Source organism: Nitritalea halalkaliphila LW7, assembly GCF_000265075.1.
Classification (GTDB): Bacteria; Bacteroidota; Bacteroidia; order Cytophagales; family Cyclobacteriaceae; genus Nitritalea; species Nitritalea halalkaliphila.
In genome coordinates this window covers 48,243-70,033 of the sequence record NZ_AJYA01000015.1, presented here as the reverse complement: position 1 = coordinate 70,033, position 21,791 = coordinate 48,243, and the positions used below count along the sequence as shown (strand labels likewise).

Here is a 21,791-nt window from a genome sequence, read left to right as displayed (position 1 = left end):
GATGCAGGCGATGCCAGCAGCTGATGCTGCGAATCAGGCCTGGCGTACGTCTGCAAGCGTCCCAAAGGGCTGMTGAATCCCGGCGATGCCCGCGGCTACCACCAAAAGGCCCAAATCCGCCACGCCACCGCCTAAGGTGTCCTTGCCCAGCAAAACGAAGAAGGGCTGAGCCAGCGGAATGGCCATCAGCAGGCCGCGTGTGAAAATAAAACGGCGTAGGTCAGCATCCTCCTGCCAAAATTTCCAGGCCTTGCGCGCCTCTTCCATAGGATTACGACCGCCAGCACTGGCCCCCGCGCTTTCTTGGATGCGGGAAAAGGCGAACACAGAGAGGAACCAACAGGCCGCGGCGGCGAGGAGCAGGTAGATGAACAAGGTGCTGTCGCTGTCTTCCCCCAAGTCGCGCATCAGATAGAAGCCCACAGGCAGGCTGAGGAGGCTGCCCAAGCTGCTTCGCCAGGCGAGAAGCTGCCCACGCTTGCCCTTCGAAATGGTTTTGGCGGTGACATCTTTAAAGCTGATGCTGGCCACCCCACTGCAGATGCTGTACACGAGCAAGATTCCGAGAACGCTAAGTCCTGCTACGCTGCCTTCTAAGGTGGCGATGCTCCAGGCCATCAGCAGAAGGAGCAGGCCCTGCAAGAAGGAGGGGAGCAGCCAAAAATACTTGCGCCGCGCAAAAGCCCGGATTTTAGCGGCCACAAACAGCTGGGGGAGGAGGGAGCCCGCATCTTTTATCGGCACCAGGGCCCCACTGAAGGCGGCGGGCGCCCGATGCTGGCCAGCAGGTAGGGGAGCGTCGTACCCGGGCTGGCGATCTGCTCGGCTACCTTGGAAAAGGCCCCACTCAGGATGGAGGCAAAGAAATTACCGGGGCTTTCTACACAGGCCTCTTCGGAAATGGCATCACAGGAGCGCTCTTCCCCCTCATCGGTGAGAAAACGGTAAAGGCGCTCTTTCACATCGGTCTCTGCTGGTCGTGGCATGGTCTTCGGCAAAACTAAAACGAGGCACGGCAGTAGGGCGTGCAACAAGAAAGAGGTAAAGATAGAAAATGTGCGGCATAGCTGGTGCTACGCAGGAAAAAGAAGCCCAAGAAGTGAAGGGTAACTAATGGAATATAAAAAAAGCCAAGCGTGTTACGGCTTGGCTTCGGGCGCTGCCCAAAATGTAATCAGTAGGTGTTGTTGTAAGTTTATGATAATCTTCGCTTAGGAGCTAGCGCGTGAACGCTTTTTCTTCGGTGCTGCTTCCTCTTCGACACTATCTTCTACTCCCGCTAAGATTCGGCCGCAGTGCTCACAAACGATTAATTTTTTTCTTTCTCGAATGTCTGCCTGACGCTGTGGGGGCACGATGTTAAAACAACCGCCGCATGCATCGCGCTTCACATAAACGACTGCAAGGCCATTCTTGGCATTCGTGCGGATTTTATTGTAAGACTTGAGTAAACGTGCCTCGATTTTGGAAGAAGCTTTTTCGCGATCGGCTCTTAGCTTGGCTTCTTCACTTTCACTCTCCGCTACGATCGTGTTCAGCTCTTCTTTCTTCGAGTCTAGATCCTTCTGGCGCTCGTCCATAACTCCCTTCAGTTGGTCCACATCACCGCGTTTGTTCTCGATTTTCATCTGGCACTCGGTGATTTTCTTTTTGGACACCTTAATTTCCAGGTCCTGCAGCTCTAATTCCTTTGTGATGGCGTCGTATTCGCGGTTATTCCGCACGTTCATCTGCTGCTCTTGGTATTTTTTGATCAGCTTCTCCGATTCTTTAATAGACTCCTTAAAGCGTTTGATCTCAGCTTCCAGCTCCTGGGTCTCCTGCTGAAATTTATCCAGGCGTGTCTGGTATCCGATAATCTCATCCTCCAGATCCTGCACCTCCTCTGGAAGGGCTCCGCGAATTTTTAGGATGGCATCAAGCTTGGAATCTATGGTCTGCAGGCTGTGTAAGGCCTCGAGTTTCTGTGCAACGGTACTTTCCATGTACTAGAAGTATGTTATGGGATTAGTAATGACTGAAGTCAAATAGAGTGCAATATTAGGGAATTTTTTCGAAATAAACGTCTTTAAAAGTTCTTTTGTGTGTACTTCGGACTCATAATGCCCTATATCGCATAAAATCAACTGGTTATCCGCGTCGAAGAATTCATGGTACTTGATATCAGAGGTGATAAAGATATCTGCACCAGCTGCTTTGGCCGCGCCTAATAAAAAGATGCCAGACCCTCCACAGACCGCCACGCGCCGAATTTTCTTTCCCGCAGCCGGCAGCGCTGTATGCTTGAAGGTAACTAAATCCAGCTGCTTTTTCATCGCATGCAGAAAGTCCACTGGCTCCATCGGCTCCGGAAGCTCTCCCACCATGCCGGATCCCACCTCTTGCAAGCGGTTTTCCAGCGCCAGCAGGTCATAGGCCACCTCCTCATAGGGATGTGCCTGCAGCAGGGCGCGAAGTACAGCGGACTGCCGATGCCGTGGCAGCAAAACCTCCAGCTTGCTTTCGGGCTCTCGGTGCAGCTGGCCTTTTTCTCCCACGAAGGCTTGACTGTCAGGACCACCCTTAAAAGTGCCGGTTCCCTCGCTATAAAAACTGCATGCCGAGTAGGCACCCATTTGGCCGGCACCGGCCTGAAATAAGGCCTCCGAAACGGCTTCCCGATGGGCATGAGGCACAAAAGTGATTAATTTTAGTAGCTGCTCCCCCTTCGGCGCTAGGATGCGGCCTTTATGCACCCCTAGGCGCGCTAAAAGAGCTCCATTTACCCCTTCTAAGACCGCGTCTAAGTTGGTATGTATAGCATAAAGCGCCACATCTGCGCGGATGGCCTTCAGCACGGTGCGCTCCACATAATTGGCCCCGGTCAGGCGCTTCAGTCCCTTAAAAACGATCGGGTGATGCGCCACGATCAAGTTGCACCCCAGACGAATGGCCTCTTCCACCACCTCTTCGGTCACATCCAGCGCACAGAGCACGCCGCGAACCTCCGCGTCGGCATCCCCTACGATGAGGCCCGCGTTATCGTAACTTTCTTGGTAGGCAGGCGGAGCGAGCGTCTCCAGCGCAGAAAGCAGCTCTCGAATCAGGTATCCCATGGTTTTTTCCTTAGTTTTACACCAAAATTACGGTTTTTTGCATGAAATGGTACCAGATTTTGGCTTTTCCTTTCGCCCAGCTCTATGCGGGGGCCATGCGGTTTCGGCATCACCTGTTCGAAACGGGCCTGAAAAAGTCGGTGCGCTTCGACCGCCCCTGCATCGCTGTGGGGAATCTCTCCGTGGGGGGCACAGGTAAGACGCCAGCGGTGGACTTTTTAATCGAGCAGCTACAGGAGCGCTACGCCGTGGCCGTGGTCAGCCGGGGCTATGGTCGGAAGACACGGGGGGTGCGCGTGGCGCAAAGTTCCAGCACGGCGGAGGAGCTCGGCGATGAGCCCGCCCTGCTCTATGAAAAGCATGGTGGGCGCGTGCCGGTGGCCGTGGGCGAGCGCCGCATAGAAGCCATCCCGCTGCTGCTGGCCGAGCATCCCGAAACGGAGGTCATCCTACTCGATGATGCCTTCCAGCATCGCTATGTGGAGCGGCAGGTCAACTTGCTCCTGAGCACCTATGCGGCCCCTTTTTTCCGCGATCAGGTGCTGCCCGCTGGTTGGCTGCGGGAGTCCCGCTCGGGTGCTGCCCGGGCCAGCGCTATCCTGGTGACCAAGTGCCCAGAAAATCTTGGGGAGAGAGAAAAAGAGACCTATCGCCAGGCCTGCGCCCGCTATGCCCCAGGGGTGCCCGTGTATTTTTCTACGATTCGCTATGGGCAGCCGTATCCTTTGGGCGGTAGCCCAAAGCGGGAGCTGAAGCCCGGAGACCCTGTGCTGCTTTTCAGCGGCCTGGCCTCCGATGAAGCACTCTATGCCGCACTCAGCGGGAGTTTTCAGGTGCGGGAGCGCATACGATTTCCCGACCATGTGCGTTATGGTGCCAGCCAGATCGCCCAGCTACGTCAGGCAGCGGCAGCGCATCCCGGTGTGGCCTTCATCTGCACCGAAAAAGATGCCATCAAACTTAAAGCCCCCGCCCATGCGGAATTCTTGGCAGAATTTCCGATTTTTGCGCAGCCCATGGCCATGCACATGAGTGAAACCGATCGCGATAGCTTAGAAACACATGTATTTACCCGCCTACAGGCTTTTTTTCAATCTCCAGATGCTTTCAGATAAGCGCGCGCGAAGCACTTTTCGATACGCCTTCGGCCTGCTGCTCGTCCTGTTTTGCTTGCTCGGAGAGGGTCTGCTGGCACAGGTAGGCGGTTCCGGGGTAGCCCTAATCGGCGCGATCCCATGCTGCAGCCCCCGCCCCAGCAGGAGGGAGAGGTGCAGCAGGAGCAGGGGGGACGGGGAAAAAAGCTCATCGATGACTCCACCAAGATGGTGTTCGGCCCCAAGACGACGCTGTACTTTTTCGAAAAAGATATCCGCAGGAACCGCAAGAAATTGCACGAAGTGGACACCCTTCTCACTGGCTTCCACTACTACGAGCCTGTCGCCCGCAGCGGCTGGCGATACCAAGATCTGGGAAATATCGGCACCGCCGCTAAGCCCATCTTTTATGAGGCACCCCGGCAGATCGGGCTCACCTCAGGCTTTCATGTCTATGACCTCTACATGCACTCCGTGGATTCGGTGCGCTATTTTGATACCAAGTCGCCGTTTACGGACATGAACGTGTACTTTGGCGGTGGCCACCGCAATATGCTGGACCTGGCCTTCGCACGAAATGTAAACGAACGCTGGAATGTGGGCATCGTCTTCCATACCATCCGCTCGCGGCGGACGCTGAATCCGCGTAACCGAGACGATCACCAGACAGTACAAAATTCCTATGGGTTTAACACCAACTACACCTCCGAGGACGGCAAGTACCTGCTGCTCGCCAACTTTACCCGGGTGCGGCACCTGGTAAACGAACAGGGCGGCATCATCCCCCAGGCAGTGGACAGCACCAGCTTGCCTTTTGCCTATGAGGATGCACAGGTCTGGCTGCGGCAGGCAGTGGCCACGGATCTGCGCCAGGAAATCAAGCTCTTCCACCAGTATGAATTGCTGAAGGATCAACAGGTGTACCACTCCTTCGATCGGCGGAAGCAGGAAGTGTTTTTTGCGGCACCCCTCGGCACCCCGCAGGAGGGAGCTTTCTTCGATCGCTTTCATCCAGAGCGCTTTAACCGAGAGGATAGTACGCTGAATTTTAACCGCTTTGTGGCTTGGACAAATGAATTCGGGCTTAAAGGAGATATCGGACCCTGTTTTATAGCGCCTTCGGCAAGTTCCGGTTCGGGCAGGCCAACAGTACCTTCCAGCTGAATCCTTTTCGCTTTAACGAGCTCTCGGTGGGGGGCATGCTGCGCGGAGAGCTGAGCGAAAAGTGGCGTTTCGAGGCGGAGGGAGAGTACCTCTTTCCGGAGGCTTACCGCGTGGAAGGCCTCTTCATCAGTCCTTTTCTGGAGGCCAGCTACACCAGCGCCCGCTACCGCCCCACCGTGCAGCAGCTCATTTTCCGGGGCAACCATCACCGCTGGGTGAATGATTTCAGTAACATCCAGGTGGATCAGGTGAAAGGAGTTTTGAAGGCGGATTTTGAGCGCTTCAGCCTGCGGCCAAACATCGCCCTACGCCGCGTCAGTAATTTTGTGTTCTTCGATCAGGAACAGCAGGCCCGACAGGCAGATGCAGACGCCCTCATGCTGATTCCCGGGCTGAAGGCCGGTATGAACCTGGGCGGCAAGTTTTACATGGATTTTGAGGGCTATTACACGCTGCTGACAGGCGGCGGGGCGGATAATTTCCGGATTCCGGAGCTCTTCGCGAATTTTAGAACCTATTACGATACGCCGCTATTCGACGAAAACCTGTTCATGCAGATTGGCTTTGAGGTCCGCTACCGTAGCGATAACTTTGCAGATGCCTACAGCCCGGCACTGCAGCAGTTTCACCTGCAAGACGACTTTAATGTCTTTGCCTATGCGGTGGCAGATGCTTTCGTCAACTTACGTATCAATCGAACGCGGATCTTATTTCGCTATAACCACCTCAACCAAAACATGATGGCACAGCCGGGGTATTTCGTTACACCCGGGTTTACGGGCAAGCGCGCCTTCTTAGACCTAGGCATCTCTTGGCCTTTATTTGATTAAACGAACGTTTCGAACTTATAAAATAGCGCAAGCATGGCACAGCAAGATTGGCAGGAGCGAACGCGGCAGCAGATGCTCCACTTACAGCTTCCTACTGACCCGCGCTGGGTGGATGTGGCCCTGATGTCTTTAGAGGATATTCTAGTGGACCACGCCTACTGTGAGCAGAAGGCGGCAACTTCCTGTATCTCTTTGATCATTAATTTCCATGACTTTCCCGAGGTGGAAGAGGTCCTGACCCCGGTGGTAGCTGAGGAGTGGGGACATTTCGAGCGCGTGATGGAGAAGTTGAAGGCACGCGGCTTTCGGCTGGGCGCCGCGCAAAGATGAGTACGTGACGGCACTGGCTAGTTTCGTACGTAAGGGGGGAAGCCGAGCGGCGCAGCTTTCGGAGTATCTCATGCTGAATGCACTCATCGAGGCACGCAGCTGTGAGCGCTTTAAACTGCTCAGTAAGGAAGTGGCAGATGCGGATCTGAGAAGCTTCTATTATGAGTTGATGATTTCTGAGGCGGGACACTATGTGAATTTTATTCAGCTGGCGCGGAAGGTGTACGATGCTGAGCGCGTAGAGAAGCGCTGGAAGGAGTGGCTGGCTTTCGAGGCGGAGGTGATCGCTGGACTGACCGTGCGTGGAGATCGCATGCACTGAGCTGGCCTACCCCGGCTAATCCCATTCAGGCGACAGCTTATAGAATATATGCGTTAAAAATGCCTAAGGGTTTTTTTCTTTCGGTAGAATCCACTAAACTTATATCCGAAATCAAGTAGCGGCAGATTATCCGCCGAAAACCGTTCATTACCGAACAATTTATGGATTTGCTCGAAAATATTAAAGTTGCCCTGCGTTCCGTTCGGGCGAATCTTCTCCGTACCGTGCTCACCGGCGCCATCATCGCCATCGGCATTACCTCCTTAGTAGGAATGCTGACAGCCATCGATGGCATTAAAGCCCAAGTGGAGGAAAGCTTCTCAGGCTTGGTGCCAGCAACTTTGATATCAAATCGAAATTCGGCGTGCAGGTGGTGCAGGGCGGAAAAGCGGAGCGCTACTATCCACCGATCAAGTACCGAGAGGCGATGGCTTTTAAGGAGGAGTACGATAAAACGGGCAGGACTACGGTCTATACCACTGTCTCGGGCGCGGTCGAAGTGAAGCGAAATTCCGATAAAACCAATCCCAACATCCGAGTTACCGCCATCGACGATAATTACCTGGACCTCCGATCTATAAAAGTTGATTCCGGCAGAGCCTTCTCTGCAGCCGAGCTGCAATACGGAAATAATGTCTGCATCATCGGGCAGGATGTGGTGGAGGCACTCTTTGGGCCTACCGAATCCCCACTCAACCAGCGCGTCAATTTCTTCGGGTCTCCTTACACCGTGGTGGGCGTATTAGAGAAACAAGGCGGAATCGGCGGAGGCCCCGGCCCGGACCGTGCCGTCTTCATTCCTTTAGAAAACGGCATCCGCTACGATCGCCGCGGCACCTTCCGCTACAGCATCACCGCAGCTGCCTCAGACCCGCTGCGCATGGACTATGAAATGGGCCAAGCGACTGGGCTGATGCGTAAAATTCGTCGCGACGCCATCGGGGACAGCGACTCTTTTGAAATTTCGAAAAGCCAGTCCGTGGCCGAATCCCTGAATGAGGTGGCCGGCTACCTGCGCCTGGGAGGTTTTACCATCGGCTTTATCACCCTCTTGGCGCCTCCATCGGTCTGATGAACATCATGATGGTGACGGTGACCGAGCGTACCCGTGAGATCGGCGTGCGCAAAGCCCTCGGTGCCACCCCCCTCCGCATCCGGCAGCAGTTTCTCATCGAAGCCATCGTAATCTGTGTCTTGGGCGGGGTCTTCGGTGTTCTGATCGGTATCGGCATCGGAAATATCGTCGCCAACCAGATCGGCCCTGGAGGCTTTATCGTGCCCACCGTGTGGATCGCCACCGCCTTCGTTATCTGCGTGGTCGTAGGCCTGCTTTCCGGCTACTACCCCGCCCGCAAAGCCAGTAAATTAGACCCCATCGAGTCGCTTCGTTACGAATAAACCATTTAATCGATTGGAATTTATTGCTTTGGTATTACATTTACACTTTAAATCAAAATTCCTTATAGAATTCATTTTTAACCTTTTTCATATTTATGGAACTCCAATTAAATGAGGTCAAAATAGGCATTATAGGCCTTGGCTATGTCGGCCTCCCTTTAGCCGTGGCTTTTGCTGAAAAATACCCTACTATCGGTCTTGATATCAACCCAAAACGCATTCAGGAACTCCGCGCAGGCCTTGACACCACCTTAGAAGTGGAAGATGCCGACTTGCAGCAGGTGCTCCTACAGGCCCCCGGGGCCAAAGGGCTCTTCGTCAGCGATGCGCCGGAAGACTTAGCCGACTGCCAAGTGTATGTGGTTACCGTACCCACCCCGACCGACAAGCATAACCGCCCTGTGCTTACACCCATGATTAAGGCCTCCGAAACGGTGGGCAAGCTCCTAAAAAAGGGCGATGTGGTGATCTATGAATCCACCGTCTATCCCGGTGTTACTGAAGACGAATGTGTGCCGATTTTAGAAGCCATCTCCGGCATGAAATTCAATACCGACTTCTATGTGGGCTACTCTCCGGAGCGGATTAATCCCGGGGATAAGTTGCACACTGTCACCAAAATCCTTAAAGTAACCAGTGGCTCCACGCCAGAGGCGGCGGATTTTGTGGATGCCTTGTATAAGTCGGTCATCACCGCTGGCACCTTTAAGGCCTCTTGCATTAAGGTGGCCGAGGCGGCCAAAGTCATCGAAAATTCGCAGCGCGACATTAACATCGCCTTCGTGAATGAGCTGTCGAAAATCTTCAACCTGCTCGACATCGACACCTACGAGGTGCTCGAGGCAGCAGGAACCAAGTGGAACTTCTTGCCCTTCCGTCCAGGATTAGTAGGGGGGCACTGCATCGGCGTGGATCCGTATTATTTGGCCCAAAAGGCCCAAGAGGTAGGCTACCACCCGGAAATTATTTTGGCGGGACGCCGGCTAAACGATTCCATGGGCAAGCATGTGGCCACGGAGGTGATTAAAAAGATGATGCATAAAAACCTGCCCGTACTGCAGGCCAAGGTGCTCCTCCTCGGCTTTACCTTTAAGGAAAACTGCCCGGATGTACGAAATACGCGTGTAATCGATATTTACGAAGAGCTGCGCCGCTTTGATATGCAGGTGGACGTGTACGATCCGCTGGCGAGCAGCGAAGAGGTGGCGGACGAGTATGGCCTGAAGTTGCTGACCGAAAAGCCGGACTTAAGCGCTTATGCGGCCATTATTTTGGCTGTAGCGCATAAAGAGTTCGAGCAGCTGGACCTAAGCACCAGCCCGGACCGCGTCATCTATGATGTGAAAGCCGTACTGCCGAAGGAGCGTGTAGATGCCCGCCTCTAAGTAGCCGCTTAAAAAACGTTTGGAAATGCCTTCTGAAGCAGCACCGAGTAGCATCGGGTCCGCTTCGGAAGGTTTTTTCGTTTCGAGAGAGCCGGCTCGAGCGCCCATCAGGCGTGAAAAACCCAAAGAAAATGCTGTGGAGCCGACAAATTCTTCCTGCTGCCGGCGGGAAAATTCATTATATTTGCGGCAGAATGAAAGCTGCATGACATCCAAACCCAAATTGACTTTCGAAAATCTGGAGATCGCCTTCCAAGCGAAATCTGACGCAGAATTACGTAAGATGTACGTAATTTTCGCGACCATAAACAATAACACCGCTACGAAGTTGGGCATAAAGCTGGCGAATTTGGGTTTTTCCCTGCGCCTGCCCATAAAAGGCTTGATGAAGCAGACCATGTTTGGTCATTTCTGTGGCGGTGAGACCATCGAAGAATGCGGGAAAACCGTGCAGGAGCTCGCGGACTTTGGGATCGGCACCATCCTAGACTATTCGGTCGAGGGCAAGGGAAACGAGGACAGCTACGAGGCCACTTTCCGTGAGGTGATGCGCACCGTAGAACGTGCCGCCGGAGACCCTGCGATCCCTTTCGCTGTTTTCAAGGTGACCGGCTTAGGAGATTACCGCCTGATGATCAAAAAACAGGCAGGGGAGCCCCTGAGCAGCAGTGAGCAGGAAGCCTATGCCAGGATGGAGCGCCGCGTAGATGCACTTTGCGCCGCGGCGCAAAAGGCCCGGACCAAAATCCTGATCGATGCCGAGGAATCCTGGTTTCAGGACAGCATCGACGCCCTCGCCTATGCGGCCATGGAGCGCTATAATCAGGAGGACTGCATTGTGTACAATACGTACCAGATGTACCGGCACGACATGTATGCCCGCCTCGAAGCGGCCTATGCGCAGGCAGCATCCCGCGGTTATTTTCTAGGGGCCAAGTTGGTGCGTGGGGCGTACATGGAAAAAGAACGCGAGCGTGCAGCTAAAAAGGGGTATGCCAGCCCCATTCAGGCCACCAAAGCCGACTCCGACCGCGACTACGATAAGGCCATGCGCTTCTGTCTAGACCGTGTGGAGCGCCTACATTTCGTGAGTGGCTCGCATAATGAGCAGAGCAATTTGCTCCTCGCGGAGTGGATGCTGGAAAAAGGCCTGGAGCCCGGGGATGCGCGCGTGTACTTTGCGCAGCTCTATGGCATGAGCGATACGATTAGCTTTAACCTGGCCCATGCTGGTTTTCGGGTGGCCAAATATGTGCCTTACGGGCCGGTGGAGAAGGTGATGCCTTATCTCTCACGCCGGGCGGCAGAAAATACTTCGGTGGCCGGGCAGAGCAGCCGGGAGTTTGAGCTGATAAAAAAAGAATTAACGAGAAGAAAAGCGGCGCGGAACCAGAAGGTGCCGGCTGCTGCAAACCAACGATAAGCGATATGCAATTACTGAGCGAACAGGAAATCGAACGTAGAAAAGACCGTGAAGCCTCTATGCCATGGGAATTAACCCCTATCCGGCGGAGGCCTTTCCAGTCAATGTCAGCGCGGCAGACATCCATCAAAACTATGAAAACCGCAAGAATGACTACAAAAATATTTCCATCGCAGGGCGCCTGATGAGCCGCCGCATCATGGGTTCCGCCTCTTTCGCGGAGCTGCAGGATAGCTCGGGCAGGCTACAGCTTTACATCCGCCGGGATGACATTTGTCCCGGGGAGGATAAGGCGCTCTACAATACGGTGTTTAAAAAATTACTTGGCATCGGGGACTTCATCGGGGTGAAGGGCTATATGTTCACCACCCAGACAGGAGAGATTTCCCTGCACGTGACCGAGCTGACGGTGCTGTCGAAGGCAGTCAAGCCACTCCCTGTGGTGAAGCGCGATGAGGAGGGCAACGTGTACGATGGCTTCACCGACCCAGAGCTGCGCTACCGGCAGCGCTATGTAGACCTCACGGTGAATCCGGAGGTGAAAAATGTCTTTATTACGCGCTCACGAATCATCAGCAGCATGCGCGCCTACTTCGATGGGAACGGCTGGCTGGAGGTGGAGACGCCGATTCTGCAGGCCGTACACGGAGGCGCTGCGGCACGTCCTTTCCAGACGCACCATAACACGCTCGACATGCCGCTATTCCTACGCATCGCGAATGAGCTGTACCTGAAGCGCCTCATCGTCGGGGGCTTCGATGGGGTGTATGAGTTCGGTAAGATGTTCCGTAACGAGGGCATGGACCGCACGCACAATCCTGAGTTTACCTCCATGGAAATCTATGTGGCCTACAAGGACTACATCTGGATGATGGAAATGGTAGAAGACCTCCTTGAGAAGGTTTGCACGAAGATCCACGGCACTGCGATCGTGTCCGTAGGTGATAAAAAAATCGATTTTACCGGGCCTTATCGCCGCCTCAGCATGTACGAATCCATTCAGGAGTATGCGGGTGTGGATGTGTCCGAGATGGATGAGGCCGCACTGCGCACTTTATGTCGTGAGATGGGCATCGAAGTGGACGACACCATGGGCAGAGGCAAGCTCATCGACGAAATTTTCGGCGAAAAGGTGGAGGCACACTTGATTCAGCCAACCTATATCACGGATTATCCGATCGAAATGACTCCTCTTGCGAAGAAGCACCGCAGCAAGCCCGGTTTGGTGGAGCGTTTTGAGCTTTTTGTGAACGGAAAGGAAATCGCGAATGCTTACACCGAGCTAAACGATCCGATCGATCAGCGGGAGCGCTTCGAGGAGCAGCTCAAACTGGCCGCCCGCGGAGACGATGAGGCCATGGCCATGGATGAGGACTTCCTCCGTTCCCTGGAGTACGGCATGCCTCCTACCTCTGGTTTGGGCATCGGCATCGACCGCCTGACCATGTTGCTCACCGATAACAGCACCATCCAGGAGGTGCTTTTCTTCCCGCAAATGCGTCCGGAGAAAAAGGTAGAAGTGGCCAGCGATGCCCAGCTGCAGGAAATCGGCGTCCGCGCGGAGCTGATCCCCGTGCTGCGCAAGCTCAATCTCTACACGCTACAGCAGATCGCCGAAGCAGAGCCGAACAAGTTGTTTAATGACAGCTGCGGCATGCGCAAGAAGCTGAAGCTCAGCATCGATAATCCTTCTAAGGAGGAGGTCGCGGGCTGGATCGCGGCTGCGGCGGGTCAGCAGGCTTAAGTTGAATGCGAGCGCCTTTTGGGGGCTTGCTAAAGCGGCGTTGCTTTTAGGGGCGCCTGGGCGCAAAGGTTGGTTTTTCTCACCAGTTTTTGCGTCCTTTACCTATATTTTTGTTTGTAGTTAGAGGAAACGCATACCGGCTAAGAGGAGTGAAAAGGCTTTTTAGCTGATTCTCTCTTGGAATAGGCATCCAAAGCTATTTTAATCTTCGTTTACTAAAGTATGAGTCTGTATCGTGTTGCCTGTTTGCTGGCTGTCGTATTTTTCTTGTTTGTTTCCGAGATCTATGCTCAGAACCTGTATGGCTACCGTTTCCGCAAGCAGGAATTTGTGGGAGTTCAGACCGGAATCGGGATTCCCTATTCTGCTGGATTGGGGCACTACAGTCCACTCCGTTTGCCCGTCGCACTGGCGGTGAGTGTTTTTTATGAGAAGGAGTGGACGCCTCGTGTGTATTACCGCTTTCAGTTCTCTGGTCAGCAGCTTCGTTCATTGGCGGAAAGACGATGGGACCCAGATGTTTTAGCTGAGAAAAAAGCGGCTGGTGATCCTTTGCGCGTTCGGGGTTACATGCAACAGCTGGAATTTAATGTACCTATTTATTTGCTTCCAAAGTCCCCCTACTACGGCGGTAATAAATGGAACATGTTCCTGGCACCAGCCGTGGGGGTGATGGGGGTTTGGCGCTCCTTTGAGGTGAGCGGCGTAGATGAGCGGCAGCGCGCCTCTGAGGGACTGGCCTTTGCAGGACTTCGGCTGGGTGCCTGGTGGCAAGTGCCCGACAGCCCTTGGCGCATCGGTTTCGAGGGGAATGTGCAGGTATTAAGCCGAAATGGCATGGGAGGTATAGAAAGACCCACCCGCCTAGGGCCGGATATGAACGGCACCTTTCAGGTAACGCTACGCCGCAAGGTGGATTTTGGTAGTGAGCCGCTGCGCAATCAGTTTTATTACTTTTTCAGTCCACAGCAAAACCCAGGGGCTCAGGAAAAGCGCAAGCCTTCTATGCGATAGATACTTATTTATTACGGTTCTTTTCCACGTGGCTAGGATAGCTTGGATTTCGCTTTTAAAATGGCTTTCTTTGTGGTGTTAATTTTTTAACATTGTTTATGTCAGTACATTTAGAGAAAAAAATCTACATCGCCGGACATCGGGGCATGGTAGGTGCAGCCATTAAGCGCGCGCTGGAGCGCAAAGGATACCAAAACATCATAGGAAAAAGCAGTCAAGAGCTGGACCTCCGCAATCAAGCAGCAGTAAATGCTTTTTTTGCCACTGAAAAGCCGGACATCGTCTTAGATGCTGCCGCCCGGGTAGGAGGGATTTTGGCGAACAACAGCTACCCTTATCCCTTTCTTATGGAGAACATGCAGATTCAGAACAACCTGATCGATGCCTCCCTGAAATCGGATGTAGAGAAGTTCATCTTCCTCGGCTCTTCTTGTATATATCCCAAGCTCGCTCCGCAGCCTTTAAAGGAGGAGTACCTGCTGACCTCTTCTTTAGAGCCCACGAATGAGTGGTATGCGCTAGCCAAGATTTCAGGTGTAAAAGCCTGTGAGGCGATTCGCAAGCAGTACGGGAAGGATTTTATCTCACTGATGCCCACCAATTTATACGGTCCTTTTGATAATTTTGATCTGGAAACATCGCATGTGCTGCCTGCCATGATGCGCAAGTTTCATGAGGCTAAAGAAAACGGGCATGCGCCAGTGACGCTTTGGGGATCAGGAACGCCTATGCGCGAATTCCTCCACGTAGATGATATGGCCGAGGCCACAGTTTTTGCGATGGAAGAGCGTTTCGATGACAATTTATATAATGTAGGCACGGGAACAGACGTTACCATTAAGGAACTGGCCTTGCTCATTCAGCAGATCGTCGGTCATGAAGGACGTCTGGTCTGGGATGCGAGCAAGCCTGACGGCACGCCGCGTAAGTTGATGGATGTCAGCAAACTGGCCGCCAGAGGCTGGAAAGCAAAAATCGATCTGGAAACAGGTATTCGCGAGACCTATGACTGGTTCCTCGCCCATAGCGATCGCTATAAAGAAGTGAAAATTTAACACAATCATTTTTTTGATTCGATAAACACATGAAAACTGCATTAATTACCGGCATCACCGGACAAGATGGCGCCTATTTGGCCGAACTGCTTTTAGAAAAGGGCTACAAAGTACATGGCATCAAGCGTCGTGCTTCTCTTTTTAATACCGATCGTATCGATCACTTGTACCAGGATCCACATGAAAAAGATCCACGTCTGGTCCTCCATTATGGCGACTTGACAGATTCCATGAACCTGACACGTATCATTCAGGAGACGCAGCCGGATGAGATCTATAATTTAGCGGCCATGTCGCATGTGAAGGTGAGTTTCGACACGCCGGAGTACACGGCAAATGCGGATGGTATCGGGACACTTCGTATCCTAGAGGCTGTACGTCTGCTCGGCATGGAGAAGAAAACCCGCATCTATCAGGCCTCTACGTCTGAGTTGTACGGCTTGGTGCAGGCTGTTCCTCAGTCGGAGACCACTCCTTTCTATCCACGCTCTCCTTATGCCGTGGCCAAGTTGTATGCGTACTGGATCACGGTAAACTACAGAGAAGCCTATGGCATGTTCGCCTGTAACGGGATTCTCTTTAACCATGAGTCGCCACTGCGTGGGGAGACCTTCGTGACCCGTAAAATTACACGCGCGATTTCTAAGATTGCCCTGGGCATGCAGAAAGACCTGTACATGGGGAATTTAGATGCCAAGCGGGACTGGGGCCATGCGAAGGACTATGTGAAAGCCATGTACCTCATCTTGCAGCAGGATGTAGCAGAAGATTTTGTCATTGCCACCGGTGTGACCACGAAGGTGCGTGATTTTATCAAGATGGCAGCCGCTGAAGTAGGGTTGATGCTGGACTTTTCCGGAGAAGGCGTCGATGAAATCGGTGTACTTGTGGGGATTAATGAGCCGGTCTTCGAGCGGGCTACCGGTTGTGGTAGTGATGAAACGGGCGCACGTGCACGTATCGGAGAGACCATCGTACGTATCGATCCACGCTATTTCCGTCCTACGGAAGTAGATTTATTAATTGGTGATCCGACCAAGTCGAAAGAAAAATTAGGCTGGGTGCCGGAGTATGATTTGAAAGGTCTGGTAGAGGACATGATGCAGGCAGATGTGAAGGCATTCCGTCGGGATCGGGATCTTATTCGGGCGGGTCACAGTATTCTGAATCAAGCAGAGTAAGTATTTTAAGGCCATGAGGGAGTTGGTATACCCTCATTCCTTACGGTCTTCTTAAGTGAAAAATTAGTTCGGGTCACTTCTCTAAGAGAAATAATGTCCTTACCTATAATGTCTGCTTTTAAGTGAAAACAATCCATGATCTGCTCTATCGAGGGGTTTAAAAAAAATTAGGCTTCGCCTTTGTTTTGATGAGAAACCTCTATATTTGTGCGATGTATATTTTTCCCATAGGTTCGTTTGCTTTTTAACTCTTCAGATAATTACCCAAAATCTACTTCGCAGTTAAAGAGTAAACGTACGATAGCCCTGTTTGTTCAGGTAGTCCAGTAGGTCTTGGTTTTCATCCATTAGTAAAGTTGAAAACTGGGACTGAGAGGGCGAAGCTTTGGGAACTGTTGAAACCACCGATTGAACTAAATTTCTTACTCAATAATTGACTTATTACCCTCTATCATGCCCAAGCGCTTTATTCCAATAAACTTTATCCTCTTTGCAGGATTGCTACTGCTAGGAAGTAGTTGCATTTCCAATAAACGCATCATTTACATGCAAGACCTGGGTGATGCTAGGCCTGTTGCTACCGAAGGTCCCATGGCTGTAAACAAGGAAGAAATGTATAAGCTCCAGTATAACGATGTAGTAGATATTCAGATTCAGACTACCTCGGAAGAGTTAAATGCAATATTTGGAATTTCCGTACAGCAAGGCCAGATGGCCATGGCCGGTGTACAAGGGGCTAATAACGGTGGTGATATTTTCTTTATGCAAGGGTACACCTTGGATGAGGAAGGTAATGTGGATTTACCGCTAATAGGTGCAGTAAATTTGTTAAGTCTCACAGTACAAGAGGCTAAGCATAAAATTGAAGAACTTATGCTCGCTTACATTCGAAAAGACGATCTTTACGTTAGGGTTCGTTTAGGTGGGATACGATTTGCTACGTTGGGTGAATTCGTCTTTAATGGAAATCATACGATTATGGCGAATAGAGTCAATATTTTTCAAGCCATAGCGCATGCAGGTGATATGACACCTGTAGCTAAGCGACATGAAATCGTTTTAGTTCGACAGTACCCAGAAGGCACTAAATCCTTTAGGATTAATTTAAATGATAAACGAATAGTCGAATCTGAATTCTTTTTTTTACGCCCTAATGATATGTTATACGCTGAACCACTGCGCGTCAGAGAGTTAGGAGCAGGCGTGAACTTTGTTCAAACCCTACAGTTTACGGTTTCCATTCTTACGGCAGCCTTATTAATCATTAATACAGTAAATTAACCCTTCCATGCAAGACAATATCAATCAACTCCCGACACAAGAAGAGGATTTCGAGCTTGGTCAATTACTCCGAAGAATTGTGGAAATATGGCCTTACATTCTGTTATCCATCGTATTTGCGCTGGGTTCCGCCTATCTTTATTTACGTTTTCAAGTACCTACCTATCAAGTAGAAAGCAAGTTCTTCGTGAAAGAGAAGGAGAATTCACTTGGACTATTTGAAAGTAGTCTTGACTTTATGCAGGATATGGGACTAAATAATCAAATGATTATTATGAAGTCCAGGCCTGTAGCAGCGGCAGCGCTAGATAAGGTTGACTTCTCTGTTGAATATCATCGGCAAGACTTCTTTCAGCGAAATGAACTTTACCCGTCATCTCCCATTGGAGTGGAGGTAGATTGGACACATCCTCAGCTGTGTAACGGGGATATAGTCATCAGCTGGTCGGATGTGAAAAAATTCCAAGTCCGCTATACGGATGAAGAATACGCACAGGTGTGGCAGAGCGAAAATCGTAGACAGACTGTGGAAAATCCGATTTCACCTGAAGGAACTTTTCCATTTGGGGAGTTTATCACATTAGCTGGAAACAAGTTTAAAGTGGAGCTTACAGGAGTACAAGAAGAAGGCGAGATAATTCTTCGTTTGCGTGATAAGGAGTCCTTAACGAATCAGTATGCTAAAGCACTTCGCGTAGAGCCAGAGGAAAAACAAGCGAGTATCGTTATCATCTCGTTAGTTACCCAGACACCTGCTAAAGGAAGAGCATACTTGAATGCATTACAGGAGGTTCTACTAGATCGTGAACTTTCAGAGAAAAATGCTGTGGCAGGTAACACAGTGGAGTTTATAGATAAGCAGCTTTTACTCTTATCGGATTCTTTATTGTTTACAGAAAACCGCCTACGTGACTTTAGATCGACGAATGCCACCTACGACTTAAGCTCGGAAGGCTCTCTTCTTTTCACGGAAATGTCAGCACTTGAAAGACAGCTGGGAGAGGAGCGCCTGAAGCGTAACTATTATCGTCAGTTAAAAGATTATTTGGTCCGGGAGAATTACGATAACATCGTTGTTCCATCTGGTATAGGCATTCAGGATCCGATTTTGAACTCGCTAATTATGAACTTGATCGATTTACAGGCTGATAAGTCGATGAAGTTAGCTAAACTAACAGAAACTTCTCCACCAGTTCGAGAGGTAAATCAGAAAATAAGAGACTTAAATAACTCCATCCGCGAGGTGCTTAATAATGTGGAAAGTAATGCCGAGTTAACAATTAATGATTTACAAAGTCGAATTAACCGGATGGAAGGGTCCTTTACAGCCTTACCAGAAACGGAACAAGGTCTTGTTCGGATTCAGCGGGAATTCGCTTTAAATGAAGGACTTTACACGTACCTTTTACAGAAGCGTGCGGAAGCAGCCATTACTAAAGCCTCGAACATGCCTGCTAACAAAGTTATCGAAGAAGCCAGAATGATGGATGGATTCGTATCTCCTAGACCGGTTCGTATTTTCGCGTTGGCACTGTCACTGGGAATGATAATTCCAGTAGGTTTTGTATTTGGTAAGATGAAGTTAAATACTAAAGTTATAGAACCCAAAGAGCTCGAAAGACAACTAAAAATACCACTGATAGGTTCTGTAGGGCGTGGTAAGGATAAGGAGCCTCTAGTAGTAATGAATAGTCCAAGATCTGTTGTGACAGAATCATTTAGGTCATTACGGGCAGATATGAGTTATTTAGTACCTAGACAAAAAGAAAACTTAACACTGTTGTTTACATCTACCATTTCAGGTGAAGGGAAGACATTTTGCTCCATTAATATGGCTTCCGTATATGCCTTGTCTGGTAAAAAAACGATTGTGGTTGGGTTAGACTTACGAAAGCCTAGAATTGCAAATGAGTTTGGTCTCTCAAATGATAAGGGCATGTCAAACGTGCTAAGTCAGCAAGCGGACTGGCGTAAATTGGTAAAGTCCTCCCAGTATGATAATCTTGATTTACTTCTTTCCGGACCAATTCCTCCAAATCCAGCTGAATTAATTTTACAAGATTATATGGCTGAGGTTTTAGATGAAATCAAAGCTGCCTACGATGTTGTTATTTTAGACTGTCCTCCTGTGGGTCTTGTCTCTGAAACACGTGATCTCTTTAAGCTAGCAGATGCATCCATTTTCGTTTTCCGACAGAATTATTCGGAAAAAGCTGCTATTGAACTTCCGAACAGCTTAGTAGAAAAAGGAGGGGTCAAGAAGCTATATGCTGTACTTAACGACGTGCACCTAAATACTGGCTATGGTTATGGTTATGGTTATGGTTATGGTTATGGCTATGGTTATGGTGAGAAATCCGGTTATTACGAAGAAACTAAAAAATAATAAGGATTCATTTCAGTTCTATAATAAAAATAGAAGTGCAAGTCACTTCTATTTTTATAATTTAAAGTCCCTATTTTAAATTAACTAAATAAGTGATAAAAGACTATCTGAAAAAAGCCTTTACTAATTTCTATTGGTTTTTTACATATTTAAACTATAAAATTTTTATAGGAGTTCTACTTTCCTTATTAGTCGGGGTTTTGGACGGTTTTGGGCTTACCATGTTCTTACCCCTTTTACAAATGGTAGATGGGGAAAGTAGTATTTCTGGTGAGAGTTTGGGGAATTTAGATTTCGTTCTAAACTTTATTGAAGGGTCTGGCCTGCAGTTAACGCTTAGTAGCGTATTAGCCTTCATGGTCTTGTTTTTTGTCGCTAAAGGAGCAGTAAAATACATAAGTTTGATTTATCGCGTAGCTTTACAGCAAGAGCTGATTCGTAAGATTCGACTACGCATGCTACATGCCTTAAATCATGTGAAGTATACTTACTTTGTAACATCCGATGCTGGTAGAATACAAAACACCATGACGGGTGAGGTCGATAGGATTCAACGCGCATACGATAGTTATTTTAAAGCGATGGAACAGCTTATCCTTGTCTTTGTATATATTGGATTTGCTTTCTTCGTTGATTTTCAATTTGCTGTTTTGGTAACCATTGGTGGGGTAATCACTAATTTACTTTATACTTCCGTCTACAAGCACACGAAGGGAGCTAGTCAAAAGTTTACTGACGACAGTAATGTGTACCAGGGTCGCGTTATTCAGCATGTAGCTAATTTTAAATACTTACGTGCTTCTGGCACGACTGAAAAATTTGCGAATCAACTTAAATCGGTGATCATTAAGATTGAAGAAAGTAGAAAAAAGATAGGTGTACTTAGTGGTTTGCTCGAAGCATCTCGGGAGCCAATTTTAATCGTCGTTGTAGCGCTGGTTATCGTTATACATGCCCTTGTTTTAGGTGGAAGCTTGGGGCCCATACTACTTTCACTTTTGTTTTTTTTATCGGGCCCTTACAGCATTGACTGGGATGCAGTATGCTTGGAATAAATTTTTAGAAGTTTCCGGTTCTCTTGTTAATCTTCAAGATTTTCAAAACTCATTGAAAGTAAACCAAGAATATAGCGGAAAGCTTGACTTTTCTAATCTTAAGAATGAGATAAACGTTAAAAACGTTTCTTTTAGCTATGGTGAAAATGGAATTTTAAACAATATAAATCTTTCTATCCCTAAAAATAAAAGTGTTGCCTTTGTAGGAGAGAGTGGTAGCGGTAAAACCACTTTAGTAAATCTGCTTTGCGGTTTAATTCCTCCCACCTCTGGTCAAATATTAATCGATGACTTGAATCTAAATGAATTAAATAAATTGCAGTTTCAGCAGCGAATCGGGTATATAACTCAAGAGCCTGTAATTTTTAATGATACTATTTTTAATAATATCACATTTTGGGCCAAGCGAACTCCTGAAAATGAAATGCGCTGCATAGAAGCCTTAAAAAAGGCTTCAGTTTACGAGTTTGTATATGCACAAGCTGGTAAACTAGATACCGTGTTGGGAAATAATGGTATCAATCTAAGTGGGGGGCAAAGACAGCGTATATCTATTGCGAGAGAATTGTATAAAGAAATTGATATTTTAATTATGGATGAGGCTACTTCGGCTTTAGATAGTGAAACAGAGCGGGCTATACAAGAAAATATTGATGCTTTGAAAGGTCAGTACACTTTGCTTACCGTGGCGCATAGACTATCTACCATTCGGAATGCTGATACTATCGTTCTTTTAGAGCGTGGCGCTATAAAAGAGCAAGGTAATTTTTCCGAGCTTTTAGAGCGAGTACCTAAGTTTAAAAAAATGGTACAGTTACAAGAAGTATGAAATTTGGTTATCACGCGCACAAATTGGTTTGTTTTTCATCGCAAATCTTACATTCTAGTATCGGGTGTGCCGCTTTAGTTTAATCATGAAAAAAAAGAGTATATTAATTATTTGTAAGGGATTTTATCCAGATGAAAGCCCAAGATCCTACAGAGCTACTGAGCTTGCTAAGGAATTAAAGCGCCAAGGCATCGGGTTACAATTA

Annotated in this window: 16 protein-coding genes and 3 pseudogenes; 15 read left to right on the top strand and 4 right to left on the bottom strand. The window is 49.5% G+C overall.

Translation table 11 applies throughout. The features are described from left to right. Positions 1–33: 33 nt before the first annotated feature. The 4 genes from A3SI_RS05605 to A3SI_RS05595 all read right to left on the bottom strand — a co-directional run bounded on the left by A3SI_RS05605 (position 34) and on the right by A3SI_RS05595 (position 3,095). Entirely contained in the window at positions 34–744 is a 711-nt protein-coding gene (locus A3SI_RS05605; protein WP_050977408.1) for a hypothetical protein, read from the bottom strand. Beyond that, positions 735–986, bottom strand: coding sequence for a hypothetical protein (locus tag A3SI_RS17205; protein WP_050977407.1), 252 nt, complete (start codon positions 984–986; stop codon positions 735–737). The genes A3SI_RS05605 and A3SI_RS17205 overlap by 10 nt, the downstream gene beginning before the upstream one ends. A gap of 225 nt (positions 987–1,211) precedes the next feature. Beyond that, positions 1,212–1,985, bottom strand: coding sequence for a zinc ribbon domain-containing protein (locus A3SI_RS05600; protein WP_009054223.1), 774 nt, complete (start codon positions 1,983–1,985; stop codon positions 1,212–1,214). Between the two features lie 3 nt (positions 1,986–1,988). Then, positions 1,989–3,095, bottom strand: coding sequence for a Nif3-like dinuclear metal center hexameric protein (locus A3SI_RS05595; RefSeq protein ID WP_009054222.1), 1,107 nt, complete (start codon positions 3,093–3,095; stop codon positions 1,989–1,991). Positions 3,096–3,136: 41 nt separating this feature from the next. Between A3SI_RS05595 and lpxK the strand changes: the two genes are divergently transcribed. The 15 genes and pseudogenes from lpxK (at position 3,137) to A3SI_RS19630 (ending at position 21,586) form a co-directional block, all read left to right on the top strand. Then, the gene (gene lpxK / locus A3SI_RS05590; protein WP_009054221.1) at positions 3,137–4,210 is read left to right on the top strand and encodes a tetraacyldisaccharide 4'-kinase; all 1,074 of its coding nucleotides are present in this window, start codon (positions 3,137–3,139) and stop codon (positions 4,208–4,210) included. A 120-nt stretch (positions 4,211–4,330) separates the two neighbouring features. Next, positions 4,331–5,353, top strand: a complete 1,023-nt coding sequence (locus A3SI_RS21520; RefSeq protein WP_262491759.1) for a putative porin — start codon at positions 4,331–4,333, stop codon at positions 5,351–5,353. 35 nt (positions 5,354–5,388) lie between these two features. After that, complete coding sequence (locus A3SI_RS21515; protein ID WP_262491760.1) at positions 5,389–6,183, top strand: putative porin; 795 nt, start codon at positions 5,389–5,391, stop codon at positions 6,181–6,183. Positions 6,184–6,255: 72 nt separating this feature from the next. Continuing rightward, positions 6,256–6,835 (top strand): annotated as a pseudogene (gene miaE / locus A3SI_RS05580) (tRNA isopentenyl-2-thiomethyl-A-37 hydroxylase MiaE). A 161-nt stretch (positions 6,836–6,996) separates the two neighbouring features. Next, positions 6,997–8,233, top strand: a pseudogene (locus tag A3SI_RS05575) (ABC transporter permease). Positions 8,234–8,328: 95 nt separating this feature from the next. Continuing rightward, complete coding sequence (locus A3SI_RS05570) at positions 8,329–9,618, top strand: nucleotide sugar dehydrogenase (RefSeq protein ID WP_009054218.1); 1,290 nt, start codon at positions 8,329–8,331, stop codon at positions 9,616–9,618. 205 nt (positions 9,619–9,823) lie between these two features. Further along, the gene (locus A3SI_RS05565) at positions 9,824–11,041 is read left to right on the top strand and encodes a proline dehydrogenase family protein (RefSeq protein WP_040670276.1); all 1,218 of its coding nucleotides are present in this window, start codon (positions 9,824–9,826) and stop codon (positions 11,039–11,041) included. Positions 11,042–11,046: 5 nt separating this feature from the next. Continuing rightward, positions 11,047–12,785: pseudogene (lysS, locus tag A3SI_RS05560) on the top strand (lysine--tRNA ligase). A gap of 222 nt (positions 12,786–13,007) precedes the next feature. After that, positions 13,008–13,799, top strand: coding sequence for a hypothetical protein (locus tag A3SI_RS05555; RefSeq protein WP_009054215.1), 792 nt, complete (start codon positions 13,008–13,010; stop codon positions 13,797–13,799). A 98-nt stretch (positions 13,800–13,897) separates the two neighbouring features. Further along, positions 13,898–14,854, top strand: a complete 957-nt coding sequence (locus tag A3SI_RS05550) for a GDP-L-fucose synthase family protein (protein WP_009054214.1) — start codon at positions 13,898–13,900, stop codon at positions 14,852–14,854. Between the two features lie 29 nt (positions 14,855–14,883). After that, a complete protein-coding gene (gene gmd / locus A3SI_RS05545) occupies positions 14,884–16,035 on the top strand; it encodes a GDP-mannose 4,6-dehydratase (RefSeq protein WP_009054212.1) in 1,152 nt (383 codons plus the stop codon). A gap of 546 nt (positions 16,036–16,581) precedes the next feature. After that, positions 16,582–17,316, top strand: a complete 735-nt coding sequence (locus tag A3SI_RS05540) for a polysaccharide biosynthesis/export family protein (RefSeq protein ID WP_009054210.1) — start codon at positions 16,582–16,584, stop codon at positions 17,314–17,316. Between the two features lie 7 nt (positions 17,317–17,323). Then, positions 17,324–19,702, top strand: coding sequence for a GumC family protein (locus A3SI_RS05535; protein ID WP_009054208.1), 2,379 nt, complete (start codon positions 17,324–17,326; stop codon positions 19,700–19,702). Positions 19,703–19,794: 92 nt separating this feature from the next. Continuing rightward, complete coding sequence (locus A3SI_RS19635) at positions 19,795–20,757, top strand: ABC transporter ATP-binding protein (protein WP_202946847.1); 963 nt, start codon at positions 19,795–19,797, stop codon at positions 20,755–20,757. Further along, positions 20,738–21,586 carry an ABC transporter ATP-binding protein gene (locus A3SI_RS19630; RefSeq protein WP_202946846.1) on the top strand — a complete coding sequence of 283 codons (849 nt, stop codon included), beginning with the start codon at positions 20,738–20,740 and terminating at the stop codon, positions 21,584–21,586. The genes A3SI_RS19635 and A3SI_RS19630 overlap by 20 nt, the downstream gene beginning before the upstream one ends. Positions 21,587–21,791: the final 205 nt, after the last annotated feature.